Genomic DNA, 22,598 nt, shown 5'->3' on the forward strand with positions numbered 1-22,598 from the left:
TCTATCGTAGGGGCAAAAAGCCGTCGCCCCCGCCTTGCTCTGCCGGTATAATGCGCGACCCGAATTGTTCCAGGTGGTCAAAATGCAGCCGGTTACCAACCTCTTCTCCTATCCCCGTTACTGGGCCGAGTGCTACGGCACGGCGCCCTTCCTGCCCATGTCCCGCGCGGAGATGGACAAGCTTGGCTGGGACAGCTGCGACATCGTGCTGGTGACCGGGGACGCCTACGTGGATCACCCGAGCTTCGGCATGGCGGTCATTGGCCGCATGCTCGAATCCCAGGGCTTTCGGGTCGGCATCATCGCCCAGCCGGACTGGTCATCGAAAGATGACTTCATGCGCCTGGGCAAGCCGAACCTCTTCTACGGGGTGACCGCGGGCAACATGGACTCCATGATCAACCGCTACACCGCCGACAAGAAGCTGCGCCACGACGACGCCTACACCCCGGGGGACGTGGGCGGCAAGCGGCCGGACCGCGCCACCCTGGTCTATACCCAGCGCTGCAAAGAGGCCTATAAAGAGGTGCCGGTGGTCATCGGCGGCATCGAGGCATCCCTGCGCCGCATCGCCCACTACGACTACTGGTCCGAGACCATCCGTCGCTCCATTCTGATCGACGCCAAGGCCGACATCCTCATCTACGGCAACGCCGAGCGGCCGCTGATCGAGGTGGCTCACCGCATCGCAGGCGGCGAGACCATCGACACCATGCAGGACATTCGCGGCACTGCCGTTATCCGCAAGGAGCCGTTGCCGGGTTGGCGCGGGGTGGATTCGAGCAAGCTCGACCAGATTGGCCGCATCGATCCCATTCCCAATCCCTATATGGAAGGGGCGCCCTGCGCGGACGACGAAGGGACGGCGCCGGTGGAGCAGGAGGCCAAGCCCATCCTGGTGCAGCCGCCCAAGCAAAAACCCTGGGAGCTGACCTATGTCAAGCTGCCGGCGTTCGAGCGGGTCAAAGAGGACAAGGTGCTCTACGCCCATGCGTCGCGCATCCTGCACCACGAGACCAACCCGGGCTGCGCCCGCGCACTTTCCCAAGCTCATGGTGATCGCATCATCTGGGTCAACCCGCCTGCCTTCCCGCTCGAAACCGACGAGATGGACGGGGTGTTCGGCCTGCCGTACCAGCGGGTACCGCACCCGGCCTATGGCAACGAGAAGATCCCGGCCTACGACATGATCAAGACCTCGGTCAACATCATGCGCGGCTGCTTCGGCGGCTGCTCCTTCTGCTCCATCACAGAGCACGAGGGGCGCATCATCCAGAGCCGCTCGGAAGAGTCGATTCTGAAAGAAATCGAAGAGATCCGCGACAAGGTGCCGGGCTTTACCGGCGTCATCTCGGATCTGGGCGGCCCCACCGCCAACATGTACAAGTTGCGCTGCAAGAGCCCCAAGGCCGAGCAGACCTGTCGGCGCGCCTCCTGCGTCTGGCCGACCATCTGCCCGCACATGGACACCGACCACAGCCCGACCATCAACCTCTATCGCAAGGCGCGCGACCTCAAGGGTATCAAGAAGATCCTGATCGCCTCCGGCGTGCGTTACGACATCGCGGTGGAAGATCCGCGCTACATCAAGGAGCTGGCCAAGTACCACGTCGGCGGCTACCTCAAGATCGCGCCGGAACACACCGAGGAGGGCCCGCTCTCCAAGATGATGAAGCCGGGCATGGGCAGCTACTACAGCTTCAAGGAGCTGTTCGACAAGTATTCCAAAGAGGCGGGCAAGCAGCAGTACCTGATCCCCTACTTCATCTCCGCCCACCCGGGCACCACGGATGAAGACATGGTGAACATGGCGCTCTGGATCAAGTCCAACCGCTTCAAGCTCGATCAGGTACAGAACTTCTACCCGTCGCCGCTCGCCAACGCCACCACCATGTATTACACCGAGAAAAACCCGCTCAACAAGGTGAGCCGCCAGGGCGGGGACGTGTTCGTGGTGAAAGGGGAGCGTCGTCGTCGCCTGCACAAGGCGCTGCTGCGCTATCACGATCCGGCCGGCTGGCCGATGATCCGCGAAGCCCTGCTGGAGATGGGCAAGGGTCACCTGATTGGCAACGGCCCCGACTGCCTGGTGCCGCCGGAAGGCCGTGGCGAAGCCAAGGCCGAACGCAGCCGTAGCAAGGGCCTGAAACCTGCCCTGACCCGCCACAGCGCCATCACCCATCAGCGCAGCAACGGGACGGGCAACAAGGGCGCCCGCAGCGAGGCCGGTGCAGGCAATGCCCCAGCGGCCAGCAGAAATGGCGGCAAGGCCGGCAATGGCAAACCGATGGGATCCCAGCTCCAGAAAGAGGCTGGCAACGGCAAGTCTGCTGCACAGGGTGCTGGGCAGGGGGCAGGGCAAGGTAAACCGGCCGGCAAACCCGCCCATAAGGGCAAGGCGCCAACCCGCGCCGGTTCTGCCAAGCCCGCCACTCAGGGCGGCAAGCCTGCGGCCAAAGGAAATGGTGCCAAGCGACCGGCTCGGTGATATTTCCTGATTGGAAAGCGATAGAAATAAAAAAGGCGACCGAATGGTCGCCTTTTTATATGAGAGAGGTTCTAACAGTGGAGTTTATTTTGTTACCACATTTCTCCCAAGCTACCATCTCTTAAATAGTATTTTTTTCCATCAATAATACTCTTTATGACTGCTTGAATATGAATAGGTTGTGTTTCTAAGTTTATATTCATGGCATGTTCTTTTAATCTTTCGATATTGATCATGTCATAAAAGTCATCTTTCTCAATTTTTACATAGGGTCCATTAGTAGAGTCACTACCTGAGTTACCTATAATTTCAGCAACTCTAATAATACCATCATAAGAATTTAAAGTATCAATGATATAATGAGCTGCTTTTGTTTTAGAGGACCGTTTTAGCTCAAAGAAAATGTGAGATTCTAAGTGATTATTAATGAATTTTTTAGTTGAGAGGGCGTGAATAACTACAGATTGAAATATTTCTTCCATCTCTTTTAGTTCAGCCTCACTGATCCATTTTGTTTCATGGTATTCTCCATTATATTGCTCTCTCACTTTATACAGCACATCCCCACCGAACGGAGCACTATTTTCTCGTTCGATCAGTTTTTTTATGAGTGAATACTTATGTTCATAATCAGAGATAATTTTATTTGTAAGCCAGTTTATCTGGCGATAAATGTCTTTTGATAGAAATCCATAATTACTTTCAAGAGATATTTTAAGTTTTTCTGAATTTAGAAAACAATCATATATACTAATTAGAATATCAAAGCTATCTTTTTTACATTTTGCTGAATAATTCATCATCATTTCAAAGAAACGTTCATCTGCATCATCTTTAAGTAATTCATTGATGAATTCAATCCTATCAATATCTCCATTTATGAATTTTAGTATATCCTTGTCAGATATATATCCTATTGGAGTTTTATAATGGAATGCTACATATAATCGCTGTGGAGATGACACCCGTCCAGCAGCATCACCATCTGAAACACTATAATGTGAGTATCTATCGCCATTAATTAAAGGAAATATATCGCCTATTAGTCCAGATATCAGTGTTTGATCGCTTGCATTAAAATTTCCAAGTAAATTATCCCTCTCACTTTCAAATCGCTTTGCTACATCACTTTCTTTATCCATCATCAAACCATCGTTTTCAAATCTCTTTCCTATATATGCTTCAGGTGTACATTTTATATGCTCGTAAATAGCATTTGCTTTAGTTGAAATAATGGATAAAGAAAATAAGTCTGCAAAACATACTTGGCCCTCAATCTGTTCTAATACAAATCGCAAATGATTAAAACATCTTTTTAGTTCTCTTGGGTTTTTAATGAGATGTTTGAAATACATGTGATAAATCCAGCTTAGCCTCTCTTGGTCTTGCTCGAAATGCTTGGTTAGATTTATCTGATTGAGATTTTCAAGTTCAAGGCTAGCTAATTCATTCATTCCTTTTTCAGATATTACAGGCAGGGGGACTCTGAGTTGAATAATTTTATTTATATACTCATGAGAATTAATTATATCATTCTTATCTAGCACAGAAGTTAGGTATTTAGGATCAAAGGCTAACAAAAACGATGTACTTGGGAAATCTGCGACTGCTTTGACTAGTCGGAGAACTTGAAATGTTTCTACTGGCGTTAGCCGATCAATATCATCGATAATAACAACGATGGGTCTATCGATCTTTGAAATTGCTTTGATGACACTGTGCTTTTTGCCAAGTAAATCAAGCTTCTTTAGTTCTGCAATTTTTTTCGTTGCATTCCCGAACTTTGAAAAAACATTTCCAATTATTGATGCCCAAGGTTCAGCTCCAGGGACCAGTTTGGCAACATTGAATAAGCTAGAATAAGCAATCAATTCCTTGGATGCTTTTAATGTGTCTTCTGATGCATCTCTAATATTTAATTGGGCAGAAAGTTGCAATAAAAAATCCTGAATTAAGGACTCTGGTTTCCCTGCTAGCCATGGATTGTATTCAACGATTATTGGGAAACTATCTTTTTCATTTAGGGCACCTTTTACAAGGTTTATTACGGATGTTTTCCCATACCCCCATTCACCCTCTAGGGAAACAGTCAGGCTGCTTTCTCCATGATTTAATAATAAGATGTTTGCAAGGTTGTTTGCGAAATCAGCCCTGTTCAATAAGTCTGGATCATTATAACCACCATGAATAGGCTGATCGTTGTGATATTTTCCCATGTTTTCGCCTGTATTGGATTGTTGTGACTAGCAATTGAATAATTAAAGCAATAAATCTTGTGGCGGAAATCTGGGGCACCCACCTTTCCAGGGTAAGAGCAGGCTGAATCTGGGACACCCATCTTTCTGAGCAAAGCTTAACGCCCCCGAATCTCACGCTACCGCCCGTGAATTACAGCTTCCAATATGCTCCCTTGACCCGCGCTGGCAGCAACCCATTACAGCTCAACAGGTTCTGAATTGTCATGGTAAGTCAAACGAGACTACTGAGGCGAGCATCAGAACTGACACAACCATCAGAAAATTATCGTTTTTTGAGCTATGTCATCAAAGCGCATTATCACACAACCAAAAGCAGTCAGGTGGCGCTGGCTTTGCTATCTTGGTGGCTGCTTAAAGGAGTGAGGAGGGATAATGGATTGTTCCCTGAACATACTGCAGCGGGTATCCCAGAATCAGGGGAAATCAGATGGCAATAAAAACGCGATCCCGCAGGGAGAAGGTGGGCAGCGGCCTTGGGCTGCTGCTCGGGATCATCGGCTTCAATCTGCTGGTGCCTTTTTTCTTTGAAAAACAGGTGGGCTTTGATGGCAGTCAGATGCTCTGGGCCGCCGTGACGGCGCTGCTCTGCTCCGAGCTGGGGGCCAGAGTGGGCAAGTGGCTGGATTGCCGGGAGCAATCTTGACGGGATCTCCCCGAGTCATCCAGCAAACGGCTGTCACATTGCCATGGGGCAGCAAAGCGTTCCGCTTTATCGCCCCTTATTGCCACACCTCCTGCCCCTTGCCATTGAGCAGGGTGTGAAACAGATAGTGATCGTCCCGGTCGTAATAGACGGTGAGGGTGTGTCGCTCGGTGTAATCCGCCGCCACGCCGGCCACTGTCATGGGTATCAGGATCAGCTCCCCCAACCCCATTGTCACGGCGCTCGCCGTGGCCTGGCCATTGCCGTCAGTGCGTTTGTGGATCTTGCCGAGTACGGTAAAGCGATCGCAACCCTGCACCTTATCCTCGGTCAGAAAGGCGGCCTGCTGGCAGAGCTGGGGCTCGCCCAGCTCGGTGCGAATGGTCGCGCGGGTCTCCCCCGACACCAGAGTATTGCGAAAGCGCCCCGAGTAGTGATCGATGGCGGCGGCGCAGCCGCTCAGCAGCCCGATCAGCAGCAGCGGTGTGAGCCGCAGACAGGCACGTTTCATGGGCGGGCCTCGCCATCTGCCAGGGTGGCATCGCCTCGCCGCCCGGGTTCGCTGCGATGCAAAAAGGTGGTCAGGGTATCGCGCGGCGGCGTGATGCCGCACTGCACCAGAAGCCGCCCGATCGCCCCCCTGTGATAGCCGCCGTGGGTCACCAGATGCAGCAGCATCTCGGTGCGGCTCATCTGCCCCTGGTCGCCATCCACGAAGTTGAACGAGAGCATGGCCTCGCCATCTGCCTGGCTCAGGCCGGCAACGTAATCCAGATACCAGGCATCCAGCTTGCCGATGGCGCTGCGCAGCATCGCCAGGGTCGGCGTCTCGGGGGTATTGGTGGCGGTAAAGCCGTGCCGTTCCCCCAGCAGATTGGCCTTGAAGATGGCATCGACCACATGGATATGGTTGAAGATGCGCAGTGCCGTGTGGTGAGCCTCGCCATCTTGCGCGGCATCCTGGGTGGCGAGGGCATCGAGCAGTTCGCCATCGGCCCAAGCCTTGTAGCGAAACAGCGAGAGCAGGGTTGAGCTTGGCATGGCACTCCTTGGCGTTTCTTATGTCCAAAAGCGGGCATCTTAGCCAGATGGAGCCAAAAATGACACTCCCCCGGCAGAGGACGGGGTTGGGCCAGCCATCGGCTGTGTCCGGGTCGGCGGGGATGCTACCCTGTCAGCCGTTGCCGGATAAAACGGCGCCCATAACCCGCCGCCACAAGGAGTCCCCATGCGCATTGCCCTCGTAGGTCTGGGTGATATCGCCCAGAAAGCCTATCTGCCGCTGCTTGCCAGTGACGAGCGAGTCACCCCGCTGCTCTGTACCCGCAATCCAGCGGTATTGGCTAAGCTGGCCCGTCAGTACCGGATCGCGGAGTGCTTCACCGAGCTGGGCGACTTGCTGGCAAGCCGCCCCGACGGGGTGATGATCCACGCCGCCACCGCGGTGCACCTTGAGCTGGCTGCCCAGTGCCTGCGCGCCGGCATCCCCACCTTTGTCGACAAGCCGCTCTGCGACACTCTTGCCGGGGTAGAGGAGCTCGCCAACCTGGCGCTGGCGCAGAACCGCCCGCTGTTTGTCGGCTTCAACCGCCGCTATCTGCCCGCCATGAGCGCGGCCCGCGGCCAGCCGCTTACCGAGCTCAACTGGCAAAAGCACCGCCACGCCCTGCCGGGGACGCCGCGCTCGTTTCTGTTCGACGACTTCATCCATGTGCTCGACAGCCTCTGCTACTACGGCGGCGCGCCTGATGGGGATCTGCATGCGGTGCTGCGGCGCTGTGCCCGTCAACCCGAGCTGCTGGCCGGGGTGAGCGTTGCCTGGCAGAGCGGGCAGGTGGCGGTGAGCGGCAGCATGAACCGCAGCGCCGGCCTCACCGAGGAGCGCATCGATGCCTATGGCGACAACCTCTCCCTGCATATCGAAAATTGCACCCGGGGCACCCTGGCCCGCGATAAAACCGTGCAGACCCTGGCCCCCGACGACTGGCAGTCGGTGCTTACCCAACGGGGCTTTGCCGCCATGCTGGCTCACTGGTATCAGCAGATTGAAGCGGGGCGGGCCGACGGGGCGCTGATTGAGAGTTACCTGCACAGCCACCGGCTGGCAGAGCAACTGGTGGCTCTGGCGGGGGAGTGAGGGTGATCGTCGCACCGGTTTGTTCGGGCCATCGGTGGGGCTGCGGGCGAAAAAATCGCCGGACCACTGTATGAGATGGCGCATCCCTGCGCAGTTGATTGGCGGGGGCGCTGCCGGGCAAGCCAAGCGGGCGCTTGTTTGCTATCTTGGCGGCCATGAACTGCCAGCAGAGCGACAGAGTGTGATGAACCAGCTATTGAAACGGGGTGGCCGGCTGGCCGCCCTTGCCAAACGGGAGCGGATCCCCGCCATGATGGCCAGGGTGGCCCGTCCATGAGCATCATTTTGGGGATAGACCCGGGTTCGCGCATCACAGGTTACGGGGTCATTCGCATCGTGGCGGGCAAGGCGGAGTACCTGGGCTCGGGCTGCATCCGCACCGATTTGGGTGAGCTGCCGTCGCGCCTCAAGCAGGTCTATGACGGGGTGAGCGAGATCATCACCCAGTTCAAACCGGACGAGTTCGCCATCGAGCGGGTCTTTATGGCGCGCAATGCCGATTCGGCTTTGAAGCTGGGTCAGGCTCGCGGCAGCGCCATCGTGGCGGCGGTCAATGCTCTGCTGCCGGTGAGCGAATACTCGGCCACCCAGATCAAGCAGGCGGTGGTGGGCACCGGCGGCGCCGCCAAGGAGCAGGTGCAGCATATGGTGACTCACCTGCTCAAGCTCTCGGCCACTCCCCAGGCGGATGCGGCGGATGCCCTCGGGGTGGCGCTCTGCCACTTCCATACTCGCCAGATCCTGATCAAGATGGCCGGGCGCAGCACGGGATCGGTGCGCGGTCGTTACCGCTGAGCCGATATTGCCGGTCTGATACCGGCAATCTCAGGGAAGCGGCCCTGTGCCGGTTGGTTGCCCCTCTGGTTGCGGCGGCTGTCGGCAAAAGCCCCAACAGAGTCACAAGCTGTCGCACTGCCTGCCTGCCGCGAGGCGCAGCCCGCCCGGACGCTAACGACAATCTTCTCAGTTAATCAACAACTTGTGACGCAAGTCACGTTTTTCGGCCTTCATCGCTTCCCTTCGCTTGCCCGATCGGGACTCCCATAATGTGCGCCGGCCGCGTGGTGCGGCCCGGTGAGCCGCAGGCTCCCGCTTCATCCATCATTGGGAGAGTTGAGAAGTGAAACCTTTTGCAGCTGAATTCATGGGCACCTTCTGGCTGGTGCTGGGGGGCTGCGGCAGCGCCGTGCTGGCCGCCGCCTTTCCGAACGTAGGCATCGGCCTGCTCGGCGTGGCACTGGCGTTCGGTCTGACCGTGCTGACCATGGCTTACGCCATCGGCCATATCTCTGGCTGTCACCTGAACCCGGCCGTGACTATCGGGCTCTGGGCCGGCGGTCGTTTCCCGGCCTCCGGCGTGCTGCCCTACATGGTCGCTCAGGTGTTGGGCGGGATTGCGGCAGCGGCGGTGCTCTATGTGATTGCCAGCGGTCAGGCCGGTTTCGATCTGGCGGCGGGCTTTGCCTCCAACGGCTATGGCGAGCACTCCCCAGGCGGCTACAGCATGCTGGCAGCGCTGGTGTGTGAAGTGGTGATGACCGGCTTCTTCCTGTTCGTCATCATGGGCGCCACCGACAGCCGGGCCCCGGCCGGTTTTGCTCCCATCGCCATCGGCCTGTGCCTGACCCTCATTCACCTCATCAGCATTCCGGTGACCAACACCTCGGTCAACCCGGCGCGCAGCACGGGTGTGGCCTTCTTCGTAGGGGACTGGGCACTGGGCCAGCTGTGGCTGTTCTGGGTTGCGCCCATCGTCGGTGCCATTCTGGGTGCATTGGCCTATCGCGCGATCGCGACCAAAGCCTGATCCGTCAGGGCAACAAAGTGTGGTATCGACACGCCCCCGGGCGTGTTTTTTCGTTTCTGGCGGGCACGAAAACGGGCCGCAAAGGCCCGGCTGGTTGCGTTGCAGGGTGAAAGAGGGAAGGGGTCACAGCCCCTTGGCGCTCAACATGTCCTTGTAGCGCTGGCGCAGCAGTTGCACCCGCTCTACGTAGGCGCGAGTTTCAGCATAAGGGGGAATGCCCCCATGCTTTTGCACCGCGCCGGCACCGGCGTTGTAGGCCGCGGTGGCCAGTGCCACGTTGCCGCCATACTGCTTGAGCAGCCCCGCCAGGTATTTCACCCCGCCAAAGATGTTCTGCTCCGCCAGCAGGGCGTTGCCCACCCCCAGCTCCCGCGCCGTGGCCGGCATCAGCTGGGTCAGCCCCATGGCCCCCTTGCGGGACACAGCGAGGGGGTTGAAGGCGGACTCGGCGTGGATTAGCGCCCGGATGAGGGCAGGCTCCACCTGATAGGCCTTGGCCGCCGCCTGGATGGTGCTGGCGTAGTCATAGAGAAACAGGCCGGTGGTGTGCCAGTTGACCTTGGAGTCGGGGTCGCAGGCGTAGCAGTCATTGAACAGCAGCAGCTCGTAGTGACCCTGCTCCGGCATCATGTCGGAGTAGCGTACCACGCCGTTCTTCTGCACCGACTTGTAGACCTGGATCTGGCGGGTGCCGGGCGGCAGCGGGGGGCTGGCCGGCTCGGGGGGCGGCAGAACCCCCGGGGTGTGCAGGGTGACGGGCGCCGTCGCGGGGGGCGGTGCCGGCGGCTCGGCGGTGAGAATCACCACCTCGGCCGGGGCGGGTGCCTGGCTCCAGCCGGGTGCGGAAAACAGCGGGATCAATCCCATCAACATCCATGCTTTCAACGGCTTGCTCCTTCAGCCTCGTTAGCCTTGTTGAGTAAAGCATCACGGCGCGGGCAGAACAAGCCCGCCCTGACCGACCCGTGCACTCGGCCGAGAAAATAGCGGCGGCAGAGCAAATAAAGAGGCCGCCCGGTGGCGGCCTCGCGCGGCAGTGGCCGGTTTACTCCTGTAGCCAGAGGCGGGCGCTGCGGGCGGGAATGGCGACCCGCACCCACTGGCTCTGCACGTTGACCACAGCGTTTTGGTCGAGCACATCCCGGTAGTTGCGATACCAGTTCATCTCGAACTTGGCGGTATCGAGCCAGTACTCCTGCTCGTAGTCGCACTTGTTGATGCCGACCAGCCCCTGCTTGCCACGTTTGAACAGCACGAAGCAGTCGCCGCTGCCGACCAGCTGCATGGGCTGGCCCTGCACCGCGTTGTGGAAGCGGATCATCCCCTTGAGGTCGCTGCGCAGGTAGTAATCTTGCCAGCGCAGCCCATCCTTGGCCTGGGTCTCGCCATGATCCGAATAGACCAGCGGCGAGCCGCCGTCGCGGCCGAGCAGGTAGGCATAGGCCAGCTTCTCGTCGGTCGGGTTCAGGATCTGGTAGCGAAAGCCGTCGTTGGTGGGGATGTCGTGGGTGATGGCGAAGGTGACCGCCCGGCTGCCCGGCAGCGCCTGGCCGTAGGCCCCCGGATCCGCCAGCTGGTTCATGCTGCCGCCATAGCCGAGCGCCCCACGCAGGGAGGCAAACAGCGGGAAGTCATAAGCGCCCTGACCGCTGCTGTCGAGATAGGGCTTGAGGAAGCGCTCGTAATCGTTGCTGCCGGCGCCACCGGTGGTGATCACCTCGCCGAACACGTGCATCCCCTGCTTTATCTCGGGGGTGAACACGGCGTTGATCTGGTAATCGCTCATGTGCTTGACCGCATCGACCCGAAAGCCCTTGATCCCCATCCCCTTGAGCGCCTTGAGGTAGGCCTGCTGCTGGCTCACCACCCAGTTGTTGGGGTCAAGATCCGGCAACCCCTTGTCACCCGCGCCGCCGCACAGCCGCCAGTACTGCACGTTGCCCGGATCGTTCCAGTCGCTGATGCACCCTTCTGGGTGGAAGTCCTGACCGGCGAGCAAGTTCTGGCCCAGATCACCAAACAGCTTCTGCCGCTCGAAGTAGCCGGGGTTGGCGGCATAGCTTTGCAGCAGGTCGCTGCCGGGGTAGTTGAGATCGCTGCGCTTCCAGCTCTCGTTGGCCATGTGGTTGAGCACCACGTCCGCATAGACGGCGATGCCCCGTGCCTGCATGGCGGCGATCAGCTGCTCGAGATCCTGCTTGTTGCCAAGCGGTGTGTCGATGAGGCGCAGATCCTGGGGTTGGTAGCGTGCCCACCACTCGTTGCCCGATGACTTGAGGGGCGGCGAGATGAGTACCTGTTTGTAGCCGGCGGCCTTGATGAGATCGGCCTTGGCGGTGACTTCACTGTATTTCCAGTTGAAAGCGTGCAGTATGACGTCGGCATGTGCCAAAGGCGCGATCAGCATGCCTGCGATCGCCCAGATTCCCGCTGTGTGTTTCATTATTGTCAGTCCTTGTTTTGGGTGCCCAGATGGGCACCCAGAGCCTCACACCGGCCTGTCTTGCCAGCAATCGCCGGGCGGCGATTTTGTGAGCACTTTCAAAGCGGACTGTGCAGATCTGTGACGGCTTGCAAAAAACCGCGCAGGCCGCGTCATTACTGACTTTTCAATCACTTCACCGGGCTGTTTTCGGCTCAGTCAACCCCGTTGTTGTAGAGCGGCTGCCAGGCGCAGTAGCGCTGGCCATTGCGCTGGTTGTAGAGCCAGAAGCGGTTGCAGTTGTCGTCGTAGTTGCTGGCACCGACGTTGACGGCATAGCTGCTCAGCCGCTGCCCCTGCAGGGACTGGAACACCCCGTTGTAGAGCAGGGAGAAGTGCAGGTGCGGGCCGGTGGAGGAGCCTCCCTCGCACAGCGCCTCGTTGCGGTTGCTGGCATAGGTGCCGATGGGGGTGTCGGCGGCCACGTAGTCGCCGCTGCGCACCGAGATCCCGCTCATGTGGTAGTAGTTGGTGGCCCAGCCGTTGGGGGCGGTGACGCGCACCTGGCAGCGGGAGAAGACGGTAACGGTGCCGCTGTTGGCGGCGGTGACCGTGTAGGTGGCGCCGCCCCAGCCCGGCCAGTCGTAGGAGACATCGATGGAGGAGTAGGGGTAGCCGGAGCCGGTATGGGAGTGGGCGCCATTGGCCTTCCAGCTGTAGCCCTGGCGCCAGGGCAGCTGGAACTGGCCGCCGGCCAGCGGCGCGGCGGGGGCGGCCGCGCCGCTGGGAGAGGTCATGGCGTCCTGGCCGAACAGGGTCTGCCACTGCTCACCGAGCTGGCGCTGTACCGACGTGCTCAGCATGCTGGCGAGGGCAGCCTGGTGCGCGGCCTGCGGCGCCAGGGCGGGGGCGCTGCGCTGCATGAGCTGTTGCTGGGCACGGGCCTGATAGAAGCGCTCGGAGAGCTGGCGCGCCATCAGCTCCAGCTGGTTGTCAAAGCCCCTGGCCTTGACCAGCCTGGCGAACGGCGCCGCCATGGCCTGCTCGGAGGGGGCCGAAATGAGCTGGCTGCTCGCCTCCATCAGGGCCAGCAGCAGCTGGGGGTTGAGGCTGGTGATGCCGCTCCAGTGCAGGATCACCTCCTCCTTGGGCAGCAGGTGAGGCGCCTGTTGCAGCAAAAAGTCGTGCAGATCGAAGGCCATGGCCGCCTCGCTGAACACGAAGTGGGCCTCATCCAGGGGGAGGGCCGGGGTCTGACTGGCGGCAAGCTGCTGCGCCGTGAAGTGATAGGGGGCAAGCGGGGCATGGATGTCGCCGGCCCAGCCGGCGGCGGGAAGCAGGGCCAGCATCAGCAGGGAGGGGATCGGTCTGGACATGATAACTCCTTGGCAAAGTGGTGAGGTGTCGGTGTGGGGATGGACCCACGCGGGCAACAATAGCGCGAGGCTATGCCAAGGCTTCACCATAGGGGCAAATGCCAAAGTTGCTATTCAAATGGGGCTTTTCATGCCGAGGGAGAGCGGTATTTGTTTGTTAACAAATGTTTACGAAAAGGGTTTGTAGAGCCAAATCAGTGAGTTGCGGGCCAAGAAATGGCGGGCTGCCGTAAAGGGCGGGGAAGAGGCGCAAACAGTGTCTGCCACTGGCTTGCCGTGATAGGATCGCCACTGGCCAGACCGGCTGACGGCATGTTAAAAATTATGCAACTCGGTGTGGTTATTGGCTTTTTTGTTATTAAAAGCCGTGATATCGTCAATCTGGTCGGATCTCTGCGACCGACATCAATGTATGAGGACCGGGCCGAATGGCCATGGATGGAACGGGTGTGATAGGCAAGCGGGCGATGGAACTCACGTTCGAAGAGTACTGTGATGCAGACCTTTCCCTGATCAGGGATTACTACGAAACCACTTTCTCCCACTATGTGCCGGATCTGGCCGAGCGGATCTTCGTGGTACGCGACGCCCACTGGCTGGTGGGAGCCGTGCGCCTGCGCGACGAACAGGATTACTACCACCTGTGCGGTTTTCGTCTGCTGCCCCACTACCAGTCGCTGGGACTGGGCTCGCGCCTGTTGCAGCATGCCTGCAACGATCTGCAGGACAAACCTGTGGTGTGTCAGGCCTTGCCGTTTGAAAAGCCGTTCTACCTCAAGGCCGGCTTTGCCGACCTGCCCCTGCATGAACTGGAGGGGCCGCTCTTCTCGCTGTATGACCAGCAGCGCGAACAGGGTTACCAGATCGAGCTGCTGGTGCGCCAGGCCAAGGCCCCGGTCTACAACTGACGACTCACTGAGGCTTGGTCAACAGATGGATCTTGCCCGGTGACAGCTCCAGCCCCAACAGATTCTCCTTCAGCCAGGCCTGGTTCGGATCCTTGTCATTGAGCCGATAGACCGGCTGGGTCTCCAGCCGCTTCTCCATGCTCTGCAGCAGCATGCCGAGCATGAAACCGAACTTCTGCTGCGCCGCCTCCGGCTCCAGCTTGTATTCAATCAACTTCATGTTGTCGAGGAACAGAGCGCTCTGCGCCTTGTCGTAGCGCGGTCTCGCCTCATAGGTCATGTTCAGCCGCGCGTCGTACTCGGTCTGATCCGGCAGGGCGATCTTGAGCTTGCCCTTGCCATAGACCCGGGCGGTGTCCGGGCTCTGGCGCCCGATCTGGACATCGCTCTGCTCGAGCTGCACATGGGCCTTGATGATGCCGGGCAGCTCCAGCTGTTTGTTCACTTGCACCTGGGATTGCAGGTACTGGTTTATCTGTTGCTCATTGATGTCATATGAGCCTTGGCCTAGCATGGCCAGACTGAGCAGCATAGATTGCAGGATCATGCTAACGACCTGATAGAATGGGTGTGTTTTACAGCATACCATCCTGGCTTCGCGGGATCTGCCCACCGCATTTCACTCGTCTGTAAAAGGAGTTCTCGTGATCAACGGTCTGGAGCACGACATCCAACTGCTGTTTTCCCAGTTCCTCGGCTGGTTGCTGCTGCTGTTTCACACCGTGATCGTGGCGGGGGTCTCATTTCGGGTGGTGATGAAACGGCGCCCCATCGGGGTCTCACTGGCCTGGCTCGCCCTCATCTATGCCATCCCGTTTGCCGGGGTCGGTTTTTACGTGCTGTTCGGCGAGATCCGCCTCGGCCGGCGCCGCGCCGAGCGGGCGCAGGCCATGTACCGCCCTTACGCCATCTGGATCCGCCAATTGGCCCGGCTCTTCCCCCAACACTGCTGCGAGGTAGGGGAGAAGGCCCAACCGCTGCACGATCTGATCCAGGGCCGGCTGGCCATGCCCATGCTCTCCGGCAACCGGATGACGCTCCTGAGCAAGCCGGAAGCCATCCTGCGCGAGATAGTGCGCGACATCCGCCAATCCTCCCAGTCCTGCTACCTGGAGTTCTACATCTGGCACCCGGGCGGCGACACCGACGAGGTGTGCGAAGCCTTGATGGAAGTGGCGGCGCGCGGCGTGGATTGTCGCTTGCTGCTCGATTCCATGGGCAGCAAGACCTTCTTTCGCTCGTCCTGGCCGAAAAAGCTGCGCAAGGCAGGGGTCAAGCTGGTGGAGGTGTTGCCGGTCGGTGCCTGGCGCATCCCGTTCCAGCGTCAGGACCTGCGCATGCACCGCAAGCTGGTGGTGATCGACGATCGGGTCGGTTACACCGGCTCCATGAACATGGTGGATCCCCGCTTCTTCAAGCAGAACGCCGGGGTTGGCCAGTGGGTCGACATCATGATCCGGGTGCAGGGGCCCATGGTGCCGCTGATGTGGTCCATCTTCGTCTGGGACTGGGAGATGGAGACCGGCGAGCGGCTGCTCGACAGCCTGCAGCACGAGCCGGAGGCCTGGCCCCAGAGCAACTACCGGGCCCAGCTCATTCCGTCCGGCCCCTTCGTCGGCGGCGACTGCATCCAGCAGAGCCTGCTGCTGGCCATCTACCAGGCCCGCCACCATCTGGTGCTGACCACGCCTTACTTTGTGCCGGACGATCCGCTGGCGGCGGCGCTCTCCTCGGCGGCGGCTCGCGGCGTGCAGGTGCAGCTGGTGCTGCCGGCGCGCAACGACTCCCTGATGGCCAATTACGCCTGCAATGCCTTCATGGAGGAGCTGCTGGAGGCGGGGGTGGAGGTCTATCGCTATGACGCCGGCCTGCTGCACACCAAGAGCGTGCTGGTGGATGACGACTTTGCCCTGGTGGGCACGGTCAACCTGGACCGGCGCAGCCTCTGGCTCAACTTCGAGGTGACCCTGCTTATCGACAACCCGGTATTCGTCGCCGAGATGACCCAGCTGGTGCAGGGCTACATGATAGAGGCGACCCCCATGTCGCTGGCCAAGTGGCGGGCACGCCCCTGGTACAAGAAGGTGATGGAGAACATGTTCTACCTGTTCAGCCCCTTGTTGTGACATCACTTAATTGCGGCAGGCGCCGAATTGCGCTTGCCTAGCCCCAAGCTGGCCCCGTAGAGTGCGGCAATCACTCCCTGGAGAAACAGAAGAAGATGAAGAAGCGAGTAGCGCTGGCCGTCACGGCGGCCTTGGTGGTGGGTGGGCTGGGTGCCTGCTGGTACACGGGCAACACGTTCGATCGCATCATGGCCGAGCAGATCGCCAAGGTGAAACAGGAGAGCGGCGTCGAACTGAGCTGGCAGCCGAGCTCGAGCAACCTGTTTGCCCGCGATGGCGTGCTGAAGGTGGTGGTCACCCCGCAGACCCTGGCCAGCCTGGATGGTCAGCTGGAGGGGAGCGAGCCGGTCGAGGCGCAGTTCATCGTCAACAGCCGCATCCTGCCGCTCTACATCAAGAGCCACATGCTGCTCGACACCAAGCAGGGTTCGCTGGCGCCGGTGTTCAACGTCTTCAAGATGGAGCAGTGGCAGTTCGGCATCGAGTCGGTCAGCAGCCTGTGGACCGCTAGCAACAGCAGCCGCTTCTGGGCCAACGAGTTCAAGATCAAGCAGGGGCTCGACGAGTTCAACTTCCTGCCGATGAAGGGCGACTATCACGGCGATCTGGAGGGCAATGGTCACGTCACCTTCCACTGGCAGGGCATGACGGTGCACGAAGAGCAGAACAAGATGGACATGGTGCTGGCCGAGCTCAAGGGCAGTGCCGATATGGCCGAAATTAGCGGGATCTGGCTCTCTCCCCGCAGCGACATGACTCTCTCCGCGCTGTCGGTACAGCTGCCGGACAGCGTCAAGGTCTCCCTGCAGGGGCTGACCACCGAAACCCAGCTGGCGGGGGATGATGCCCAGACCCTATCCAGCAGCTACCAGATGAAGGTGGACACCCTCAATCTGGAGAACGAGACCGACAACCTGGCGCTGACCCAGAGCAAGCTGGCCCTCAATCTGAAGGGGCTGGATCTGGAAGGCTATCAGGCGCTGCAGGCCTCCAGCGGCCAGGGCGTGGAAGAGGAAGCGATCCAGCAGGCGCTGGACAAGATGCTCAAGCGTGGCGCCACGCTGGAGCTGGTGGACTTGAGCTCTCACCTCAATGGCGAGCCGGTGGCCATTAAGGGCGACATCAAGCTGGCGGCCACCTCGCTCGAGCAGCTGTTCAACAGCGAAGAGGGGATGCACGCTCTCTCCGGCCTGCTGCACGCCAACCTGAGCGGCAAGCTGGGCAAGGCGGTGCCGCAACTGGCGCCCATGCTGGATCAGTTCGCCGCCATGGGTTACCTCAAGGCGGACAAGGAGCAGCTGACGGCCGAGCTCAAGCTCGACAAGGGTGCCATGACCGTCAACGGTCTGCCGCTCTGATTGACGTTGCTTTCGTGCACATACAACAAAGGCTCCCGCGGGAGCCTTTGTTGTTTTCAGTGGCCGGGATTACTTGAATACCACCGTCTTGTTGCCGTAGACGAACACCCGCTCGTTCAGCACCAGCTCCAGTGCCCGGCTCAGCACCGATTTCTCCACGTCGCGGCCGGCCTTGGCCATGTCGTCGGCGCTGAAGGTGTGATCGACGTGGATCACGTCCTGCTCGACGATGGGGCCCTCATCCAGATCGTCGGTGACGAAGTGGGCGGTGGCGCCGATCAGCTTGACCCCGCGATCGAAGGCCTGGCGATAGGGGCGGGCACCGATGAAGGCGGGCAGGAAGGAGTGGTGGATGTTGATGATCTTGCGCGGATAGGCCTCGACGAAACTCGGGGTCAGCACCCGCATGTACTTGGCCAGCACCACGTAGTCGGGCTGGTAGCCGTCGATGATGGCGCGTACCTGCTCTTCGTGCTCGGTGCGGCTCAGATCCTCGTGGCTGACGGTGTGGAACGGAATGTCGAACTTGCCGGTCAACTCGGCGAGGGTGTCGTAGTTGCCGATCACCGCGACTATGTCCATGTCCAGCGCACCGGCGTAGTTCTTCATCAGGATGTCGCCGAGGCAGTGGGTCTCCTTGGTCACCAGGATGACGATGCGCTTCTTGCCGGCCTTGACCAGGCGACGCTGGGCACCGGCGGGCAGGGCATCATCCAGATCCGCCAGCAGGGTCTCGTCGTTGAAGCGTCCTTCCAGCTCGGTGCGCATGAAGAAGCGGCCGTTTTCGTGATCCACGAACTCGTCGTTCTTGTTGATGTTGAGCTGGTGCTTGTAGCAGATGTTGGTGATCTTGGCGATGAGGCCCTTGGCGTCCGGGCAGTCCGTCAGCAGTATTTTCTTTTCCATCTCTGTCATGATTCCGTTTGTGTTGTTGGCGCCTGAGTCTGCGCAGGCTGCGCGTTTTTTCAGGCACTATGCCACAAACAAAATCAGAAAAGACAGTGCGCCGTGCGCCCTGATGCAATGCGGCCACAAGCGGTACGCTATTCATCTTTGATGGGTTTTGGGCTGGCATCCGGCGTTTTTTTTCTTTACGCTATCTGCGCTTATTCTCAGGGCGGGGTGAAATTCCCCACCGGCGGTATCCCGATGTGACTCGGGGAGCCCGCGAGCGCCCGACCCGGTATTGCACCGGGACGGGGTCAGCAGATCCGGTGAGATGCCGGAGCCGACGGTCATAGTCCGGATGAAAGAGGATAAGACAGATATTGCAGGCAAGCCCCATGGGCCGGCCGCTGCATACCTATCTCTGTCTGCCTTTCCATGCCCTGATTCTGGTCCTTGTCTTGTTTAGGAGTCTTACCATGAATCAGTCTCTTCTCAGTGAATTTGGTGATCCCATTGCCCGTGTCGAAGCGGCGCTGGCGGCTCTGCGCGCCGGCCGCGGCGTGCTGGTGGCCGACGATGAAGATCGGGAGAACGAAGGGGATCTCATCTTCGCCGCCGAATCCATGACCAACGAACAGATGGCGATGATGATCCGCGAGTGTTCCGGCATCGTCTGTCTCTGTCTGACCGATGAGCGGGTACGCCAGCTCGAACTGCCGATGATGGTGGAGGCCAACTCCAGCCATTATCAGACCGCCTTCACCGTGACCATCGAAGCGGCGCAGGGGGTGACCACCGGCGTGTCGGCGGCCGATCGCATCACCACCATTCGGGCCGCCATCGCCGACGGCGCCAGACCGTCCGACCTGCACCGCCCGGGCCACGTCTTCCCGCTGCGGGCCCGTACCGGCGGGGTGTTGACCCGTCGCGGCCACACCGAAGCCACGGTCGATCTGATGCAGCTGGCCGGACTCAAACCGTTCGGCGTGTTGTGCGAACTGACCAAGGAAGATGGCTCCATGGCGCGGCTGCCGGATCTGGTGGCATTCGGTCGCCAGCATCAGATGCCGGTGCTGACCATCGAGGATCTGGTGCAATATCGTCAATTGCTGTCAGAACGTTCAGCCTGAGCCTCATACGAAATTGTAATAAGCACAAAATTTGGTTACGCTTTGTGCGAACCTCATCCAGAGACCCTCATTTTTGGCTTAACTTTGCACAAAAAGTGTACGTTTAAAAAAAAATGAGGGTTTTAATGCATTTATCTGTGATGGGGCCTATCCAAACTATGATTTTTTTGTGCCATAATCACGCCGCTTGCTAAACGTCTGGCGAGTTAAAGGGAGCTTTTAAAATGAAAAAAATGTTGTTGGTAGGTGTTGTTGGTCTGTCCGCTCTGCTGGGCGGTTGTGCAAACACCAGCGAACTGGAAACTTCCGTTCAGAATCTGTCTAACAAAGTTGACCAACTGGCTCAAGATGTTAGCGCTGTTCGTGCTGATCAATCCAAGATCGCTGCTGATGTTGCAGAAGCCAAGCAAGAAGCTATGCGTGCTAACCAGCGCATCGACAACATGGCTACTTCCTACAAGAAGTAATCCATGCGAAAAAAATGGCGCAGTTATGCGCCATTTTTTTTTGCCTGAAATTCGTCAAATTCCCGCGTTTTCCCCGCTGATACCCGCCTGACAAGGCAATGCCGAACACTCGGCATCACCCCGTTTTTCATTTCCGCATCGATCAGTAGAGCAGGCTGTAGAGCTTGCGACGGTAGCTCTGCGCCGCCGGGTTGCTGCCCATGGTGGTCAGGATGTCGAGATAGGTCTTCTTGGCATCACCGAAGGCGAGATCCCGCTTGAGGATGGTAAACAGCAGCGTCAGCGCCTCTTCCTGCCGGCCGGCCTGGCTGTATTGCACCGCCAGCTCCTGGGCCAGGGCAAAGTTGTCCGGCTCCTGCTGGTGACGGGCTTCCAGCGCCCGCAGCTCCGGGCTGTCGGCGGCCTGTTGGGCCAGTGCCAGCCGGGATGTCAGGGTCTGGTAGTGATCGTCCTGGGCGATCATCGGGATCTTGCCCAGTCGCTCCTGCGCTTCGTCCAGCAGATTGAGATCGAGCGCCGCCTGAATGAGCCACAGGCTGATGTCGTGGCGCTCCGGTGCCAGCTGGTGGGCCTTGCCGAGATGGGCATAGGCAAGGTCTGCCTGACCCTCCGCCAGCGCCTGCTGTCCCTGTTCGAACAGCAACTCCTCCTCCTTGGGAGCGAAGGCGGCAAAGTAGTGGCGCAGGGTGGCTTCGTCCTGCGGGCCTTCCAGAATGGCCTGCTCGTCAGGGCGGCCCTGGTGGAACAGTACCAGTGCCGGCAGGGCGCGCAGGCCGAGCTGGCCAGCCAGCGGCTGCAGCTGCGGATCGTTCATGTCCACCCTGGCCAGGGTCACCTGGGGATTGGCCGGGCCGACCAGCGCTTCCACCAGCGGAGTCATGGTCTGACACTCCGGCATCTGGGGAGCGTGGAAATAGATGACGATCGGCTTTTTCATGGAAGCATCGATCAGGGCGGCTTGGAAATTCTGGGGATGGATGTCGACGATCATGAGGCTGACTCTTGGAAAATGGTGTGAGTTAACATGGGGTTGATGGGCACAGAATTCAAGCTGCCATCGAGCAGCCAGCCGTTGACGGCGAGGGTCGGTGCCGCCAGGCTGAGCCAGCCCCGGCCGATGGGCCAATCCTGTACCCGGTAATCCTGTTCATCGAGTTGGTTGTCGAGCCGCCACGCTTCCTCTGGCACGAAGCGCACCTTGTCGAGGCCGGCGGCGATGCCGGCGCCGTGGGCCTTCAATACCGCCTCCTTGCGCGACCAGAGCCGATAGAAGGCCGGCTCTTGCTCCGCCTCTGGCAGGGCGAGCAGCCACTCATATTCACTCTGCGCATAAAAACGGCGGGCCAGTGGCAGAATCTGGCGGCGCCGCTGACCCATCTCTATGTCCACTCCGAGCGGGCCGGTGGCACAGAGGGCAATCGCCAGCCAGTCACCGCTGTGGCTGAGGTTGAACTGCCAGCGCCCGTCGCTCAGTGCCGGCTTGCCGTGCGGGTTGCTGCAAAACTGCAGCGCATCGGGGCGGCACTGCAGGCGCTCGGCCAGCAGCCGTCGCAGCAAGCCACGGCTGAGCAGGTACTCCTGGCGGCGTGCCAGCTGACCGATGGACTGCCATGTCTGCCGTTCTTCGGGGGAGAGCAGGGTTTGCAGCAGGCTCAGCTGGTCGGCGTCCGTGTTTGCCGGTTTTAACAAATAGAGATCCACAGAGATCATAATTTTTCACTTAAAAAGCATGCTGAAACAGCGATAAAAGTCAGTTTGATCCGGCCTGGGTGGCCCCTTTCGAGACTGTATATTGTTTGGCCACGATCACATTAATCAGGAAAAATAATGCATTTCCTTGCAGAAATGTGATGTCGATAGGGATTTTCGCTTGCCTCGATAGAATTCTTGGATATAGTCGGGTGCTGTTGCCTTATAAATTGCCCGTTCGGGCCGTATTTTAACAAGTTTTACTATTTTGCGGGGATAAAGGATTGCGCCACCTGATGCTACTGCTGGTCGCGCTCGGAATGGTGGGTTGTGCCTCGGCACCCCAGCCCGAGGTTGCGAGCAAGATTGAAGTTTCCATGATGGAACCCGTTATTGAACCGGAAGCTTCGCAAACCCCAGATGTAAACGAAATCCTGACAGTATACAAAGAGTGGCGTGGTGTTCCTTACCGCATGGGCGGCAGCAGCCAGCGCGGCATCGATTGTTCCGCCTTCGCCCGTGAAGTGTTCCGCAACGCCGTCGGCATCGAACTTCCCCGTGATACCCGCTCCCAAGTCCATGAAGGCACCCGCGTTTCCAAGCAGGATCTGGTCGAAGGTGATCTGGTTTTCTTCAAGATCAATCGCCGTCTCAATCATGTCGGCATCTATGTGGGCAATGGTGAATTCATTCACGCCTCCACCCGCGCCGGGGTGACGCGCTCCAAGCTCGACAGCTCCTACTGGCGCAGCAAATTCTGGCAGGCACGCCGGATCGACATCTGAGTCAGGCTGGACAAACGGCTCGCAGTACGGACTGTTTTTCCAACCTCACTTGAACCGGGCTCGACAGCCCGGTTTTTTATGGCCGTCATTTAGACTTTCCGGGGCCAAGTCACTAT

Annotated in this window: 21 protein-coding genes and 1 riboswitch; of the genes, 11 read left to right on the forward strand and 10 right to left on the reverse strand. The window is 58.9% G+C overall.

Annotated features, from left to right (window positions below):
* The first annotated feature begins 82 nt into the window (after window positions 1-82).
* Window positions 83-2,488 (forward strand): YgiQ family radical SAM protein, encoded by a 2,406-nt coding sequence (locus E5E96_RS13820; protein ID WP_171282403.1) that lies wholly within the window; start codon window positions 83-85, stop codon window positions 2,486-2,488.
* A 92-nt stretch (window positions 2,489-2,580) separates the two neighbouring features.
* Here the strand turns inward: E5E96_RS13820 and E5E96_RS13825 are convergent, their stop codons facing one another.
* The gene (locus E5E96_RS13825) at window positions 2,581-4,704 is read right to left on the reverse strand and encodes a P-loop NTPase fold protein (protein WP_171282404.1); all 2,124 of its coding nucleotides are present in this window, start codon (window positions 4,702-4,704) and stop codon (window positions 2,581-2,583) included.
* A 469-nt stretch (window positions 4,705-5,173) separates the two neighbouring features.
* On the opposite strand from E5E96_RS13825, the gene E5E96_RS13830 reads away from it, so the two are divergent.
* Window positions 5,174-5,389, forward strand: coding sequence for a hypothetical protein (locus E5E96_RS13830; RefSeq protein WP_171282405.1), 216 nt, complete (start codon window positions 5,174-5,176; stop codon window positions 5,387-5,389).
* A 76-nt stretch (window positions 5,390-5,465) separates the two neighbouring features.
* On the opposite strand, the gene E5E96_RS13835 is transcribed toward E5E96_RS13830, so the two are convergent.
* A complete protein-coding gene (locus E5E96_RS13835) occupies window positions 5,466-5,900 on the reverse strand; it encodes a hypothetical protein (RefSeq protein ID WP_171282406.1) in 435 nt (144 codons plus the stop codon).
* Window positions 5,897-6,430 carry a DinB family protein gene (locus E5E96_RS13840; RefSeq protein ID WP_171282407.1) on the reverse strand — a complete coding sequence of 178 codons (534 nt, stop codon included), beginning with the start codon at window positions 6,428-6,430 and terminating at the stop codon, window positions 5,897-5,899. The genes E5E96_RS13835 and E5E96_RS13840 overlap by 4 nt, the downstream gene beginning before the upstream one ends.
* A 187-nt stretch (window positions 6,431-6,617) precedes the next feature.
* Here E5E96_RS13840 and E5E96_RS13845 point away from each other — a divergent pair, with 187 nt between their 5' ends.
* The 3 genes from E5E96_RS13845 to aqpZ all read left to right on the forward strand — a co-directional run bounded on the left by E5E96_RS13845 (window position 6,618) and on the right by aqpZ (window position 9,333).
* Window positions 6,618-7,526, forward strand: a complete 909-nt coding sequence (locus E5E96_RS13845) for a Gfo/Idh/MocA family protein (protein WP_171282408.1) — start codon at window positions 6,618-6,620, stop codon at window positions 7,524-7,526.
* 273 nt (window positions 7,527-7,799) lie between these two features.
* Window positions 7,800-8,321: a crossover junction endodeoxyribonuclease RuvC gene (gene ruvC / locus E5E96_RS13855; RefSeq protein WP_005298649.1), complete on the forward strand. Its 522-nt coding sequence runs from the start codon at window positions 7,800-7,802 to the stop codon at window positions 8,319-8,321.
* 325 nt (window positions 8,322-8,646) lie between these two features.
* On the forward strand, window positions 8,647-9,333 hold the full coding sequence (aqpZ, locus tag E5E96_RS13860; RefSeq protein WP_011705214.1) for an aquaporin Z: 687 nt from the start codon (window positions 8,647-8,649) through the stop codon (window positions 9,331-9,333).
* Between the two features lie 123 nt (window positions 9,334-9,456).
* Here aqpZ and E5E96_RS13865 read toward each other — a convergent pair whose 3' ends face one another.
* The 3 genes from E5E96_RS13865 to E5E96_RS13875 form a co-directional block, all read right to left on the reverse strand.
* Window positions 9,457-10,206: a lytic transglycosylase domain-containing protein gene (locus E5E96_RS13865; RefSeq protein ID WP_171283236.1), complete on the reverse strand. Its 750-nt coding sequence runs from the start codon at window positions 10,204-10,206 to the stop codon at window positions 9,457-9,459.
* A 172-nt stretch (window positions 10,207-10,378) separates the two neighbouring features.
* Entirely contained in the window at window positions 10,379-11,776 is a 1,398-nt protein-coding gene (locus E5E96_RS13870) for an alpha-amylase family protein (protein WP_171282409.1), read from the reverse strand.
* 194 nt (window positions 11,777-11,970) lie between these two features.
* Window positions 11,971-13,131, reverse strand: a complete 1,161-nt coding sequence (locus tag E5E96_RS13875; RefSeq protein ID WP_171282410.1) for a M23 family metallopeptidase — start codon at window positions 13,129-13,131, stop codon at window positions 11,971-11,973.
* A 428-nt stretch (window positions 13,132-13,559) separates the two neighbouring features.
* On the opposite strand from E5E96_RS13875, the gene E5E96_RS13880 reads away from it, so the two are divergent.
* Window positions 13,560-14,039, forward strand: coding sequence for a GNAT family N-acetyltransferase (locus tag E5E96_RS13880; RefSeq protein WP_011705218.1), 480 nt, complete (start codon window positions 13,560-13,562; stop codon window positions 14,037-14,039).
* A gap of 4 nt (window positions 14,040-14,043) precedes the next feature.
* Here E5E96_RS13880 and E5E96_RS13885 read toward each other — a convergent pair whose 3' ends face one another.
* A complete protein-coding gene (locus E5E96_RS13885; RefSeq protein WP_026080151.1) occupies window positions 14,044-14,586 on the reverse strand; it encodes a DUF1439 domain-containing protein in 543 nt (180 codons plus the stop codon).
* 97 nt (window positions 14,587-14,683) lie between these two features.
* On the opposite strand from E5E96_RS13885, the gene cls reads away from it, so the two are divergent.
* A complete protein-coding gene (gene cls / locus E5E96_RS13890; protein WP_011705220.1) occupies window positions 14,684-16,165 on the forward strand; it encodes a cardiolipin synthase in 1,482 nt (493 codons plus the stop codon).
* A gap of 95 nt (window positions 16,166-16,260) precedes the next feature.
* Window positions 16,261-17,523, forward strand: a complete 1,263-nt coding sequence (locus tag E5E96_RS13895; RefSeq protein WP_171282411.1) for a DUF945 family protein — start codon at window positions 16,261-16,263, stop codon at window positions 17,521-17,523.
* Window positions 17,524-17,592: 69 nt separating this feature from the next.
* On the opposite strand, the gene purU is transcribed toward E5E96_RS13895, so the two are convergent.
* The gene (gene purU / locus E5E96_RS13900) at window positions 17,593-18,429 is read right to left on the reverse strand and encodes a formyltetrahydrofolate deformylase (protein WP_011705222.1); all 837 of its coding nucleotides are present in this window, start codon (window positions 18,427-18,429) and stop codon (window positions 17,593-17,595) included.
* A 198-nt stretch (window positions 18,430-18,627) separates the two neighbouring features.
* Window positions 18,628-18,785: riboswitch (FMN riboswitch) on the forward strand.
* A gap of 102 nt (window positions 18,786-18,887) precedes the next feature.
* On the opposite strand from purU, the gene ribB reads away from it, so the two are divergent.
* Together ribB and E5E96_RS13910 are read left to right on the forward strand one after the other, a co-directional pair.
* Complete coding sequence (gene ribB / locus E5E96_RS13905; RefSeq protein WP_011705223.1) at window positions 18,888-19,541, forward strand: 3,4-dihydroxy-2-butanone-4-phosphate synthase; 654 nt, start codon at window positions 18,888-18,890, stop codon at window positions 19,539-19,541.
* A gap of 224 nt (window positions 19,542-19,765) precedes the next feature.
* Window positions 19,766-20,008 carry an Lpp/OprI family alanine-zipper lipoprotein gene (locus E5E96_RS13910; protein ID WP_010634682.1) on the forward strand — a complete coding sequence of 81 codons (243 nt, stop codon included), beginning with the start codon at window positions 19,766-19,768 and terminating at the stop codon, window positions 20,006-20,008.
* 142 nt (window positions 20,009-20,150) lie between these two features.
* Here E5E96_RS13910 and E5E96_RS13915 read toward each other — a convergent pair whose 3' ends face one another.
* Entirely contained in the window at window positions 20,151-20,999 is an 849-nt protein-coding gene (locus E5E96_RS13915; protein WP_171282412.1) for a tetratricopeptide repeat protein, read from the reverse strand.
* The gene (locus tag E5E96_RS13920; RefSeq protein ID WP_171282413.1) at window positions 20,996-21,718 is read right to left on the reverse strand and encodes a 4'-phosphopantetheinyl transferase superfamily protein; all 723 of its coding nucleotides are present in this window, start codon (window positions 21,716-21,718) and stop codon (window positions 20,996-20,998) included. The genes E5E96_RS13915 and E5E96_RS13920 overlap by 4 nt, the downstream gene beginning before the upstream one ends.
* A 275-nt stretch (window positions 21,719-21,993) precedes the next feature.
* Between E5E96_RS13920 and E5E96_RS13925 the strand changes: the two genes are divergently transcribed.
* A complete protein-coding gene (locus E5E96_RS13925; protein WP_005298673.1) occupies window positions 21,994-22,482 on the forward strand; it encodes a C40 family peptidase in 489 nt (162 codons plus the stop codon).
* Window positions 22,483-22,598 lie beyond the last annotated feature (116 nt).

The sequence above is a fragment of the Aeromonas sp. 1805 genome (genome assembly GCF_013085525.1).
GTDB lineage: Bacteria > Pseudomonadota > Gammaproteobacteria > Enterobacterales > Aeromonadaceae > Aeromonas > Aeromonas hydrophila.

Bases quoted from the DNA above. Each gene is read 5' to 3' on its own strand.
- E5E96_RS13840 (WP_171282407.1), bottom strand. From the start codon at position 6,430: ATGCCAAGCTCAACCCTGCTCTCGCTGTTTCGCTACAAGGCTTGGGCC.
- E5E96_RS13875 (WP_171282410.1), bottom strand. From the start codon at position 13,131: ATGTCCAGACCGATCCCCTCCCTGCTGATGCTGGCCCTGCTTCCCGCC.
- ribB (WP_011705223.1), top strand. From the start codon at position 18,888: ATGAATCAGTCTCTTCTCAGTGAATTTGGTGATCCCATTGCCCGTGTC.
- E5E96_RS13915 (WP_171282412.1), bottom strand. From the start codon at position 20,999: ATGATCGTCGACATCCATCCCCAGAATTTCCAAGCCGCCCTGATCGAT.
- E5E96_RS13835 (WP_171282406.1), bottom strand. From the start codon at position 5,900: ATGAAACGTGCCTGTCTGCGGCTCACACCGCTGCTGCTGATCGGGCTG.
- E5E96_RS13880 (WP_011705218.1), top strand. From the start codon at position 13,560: ATGGCCATGGATGGAACGGGTGTGATAGGCAAGCGGGCGATGGAACTC.
- E5E96_RS13895 (WP_171282411.1), top strand. From the start codon at position 16,261: ATGAAGAAGCGAGTAGCGCTGGCCGTCACGGCGGCCTTGGTGGTGGGT.
- E5E96_RS13845 (WP_171282408.1), top strand. From the start codon at position 6,618: ATGCGCATTGCCCTCGTAGGTCTGGGTGATATCGCCCAGAAAGCCTAT.
- E5E96_RS13865 (WP_171283236.1), bottom strand. From the start codon at position 10,206: ATGTTGATGGGATTGATCCCGCTGTTTTCCGCACCCGGCTGGAGCCAG.
- E5E96_RS13830 (WP_171282405.1), top strand. From the start codon at position 5,174: ATGGCAATAAAAACGCGATCCCGCAGGGAGAAGGTGGGCAGCGGCCTT.
- purU (WP_011705222.1), bottom strand. From the start codon at position 18,429: ATGGAAAAGAAAATACTGCTGACGGACTGCCCGGACGCCAAGGGCCTC.
- E5E96_RS13925 (WP_005298673.1), top strand. From the start codon at position 21,994: ATGCTACTGCTGGTCGCGCTCGGAATGGTGGGTTGTGCCTCGGCACCC.
- E5E96_RS13920 (WP_171282413.1), bottom strand. From the start codon at position 21,718: ATGATCTCTGTGGATCTCTATTTGTTAAAACCGGCAAACACGGACGCC.
- E5E96_RS13825 (WP_171282404.1), bottom strand. From the start codon at position 4,704: ATGGGAAAATATCACAACGATCAGCCTATTCATGGTGGTTATAATGAT.
- E5E96_RS13870 (WP_171282409.1), bottom strand. From the start codon at position 11,776: ATGAAACACACAGCGGGAATCTGGGCGATCGCAGGCATGCTGATCGCG.
- E5E96_RS13885 (WP_026080151.1), bottom strand. From the start codon at position 14,586: ATGATCCTGCAATCTATGCTGCTCAGTCTGGCCATGCTAGGCCAAGGC.
- E5E96_RS13820 (WP_171282403.1), top strand. From the start codon at position 83: ATGCAGCCGGTTACCAACCTCTTCTCCTATCCCCGTTACTGGGCCGAG.
- E5E96_RS13910 (WP_010634682.1), top strand. From the start codon at position 19,766: ATGAAAAAAATGTTGTTGGTAGGTGTTGTTGGTCTGTCCGCTCTGCTG.
- ruvC (WP_005298649.1), top strand. From the start codon at position 7,800: ATGAGCATCATTTTGGGGATAGACCCGGGTTCGCGCATCACAGGTTAC.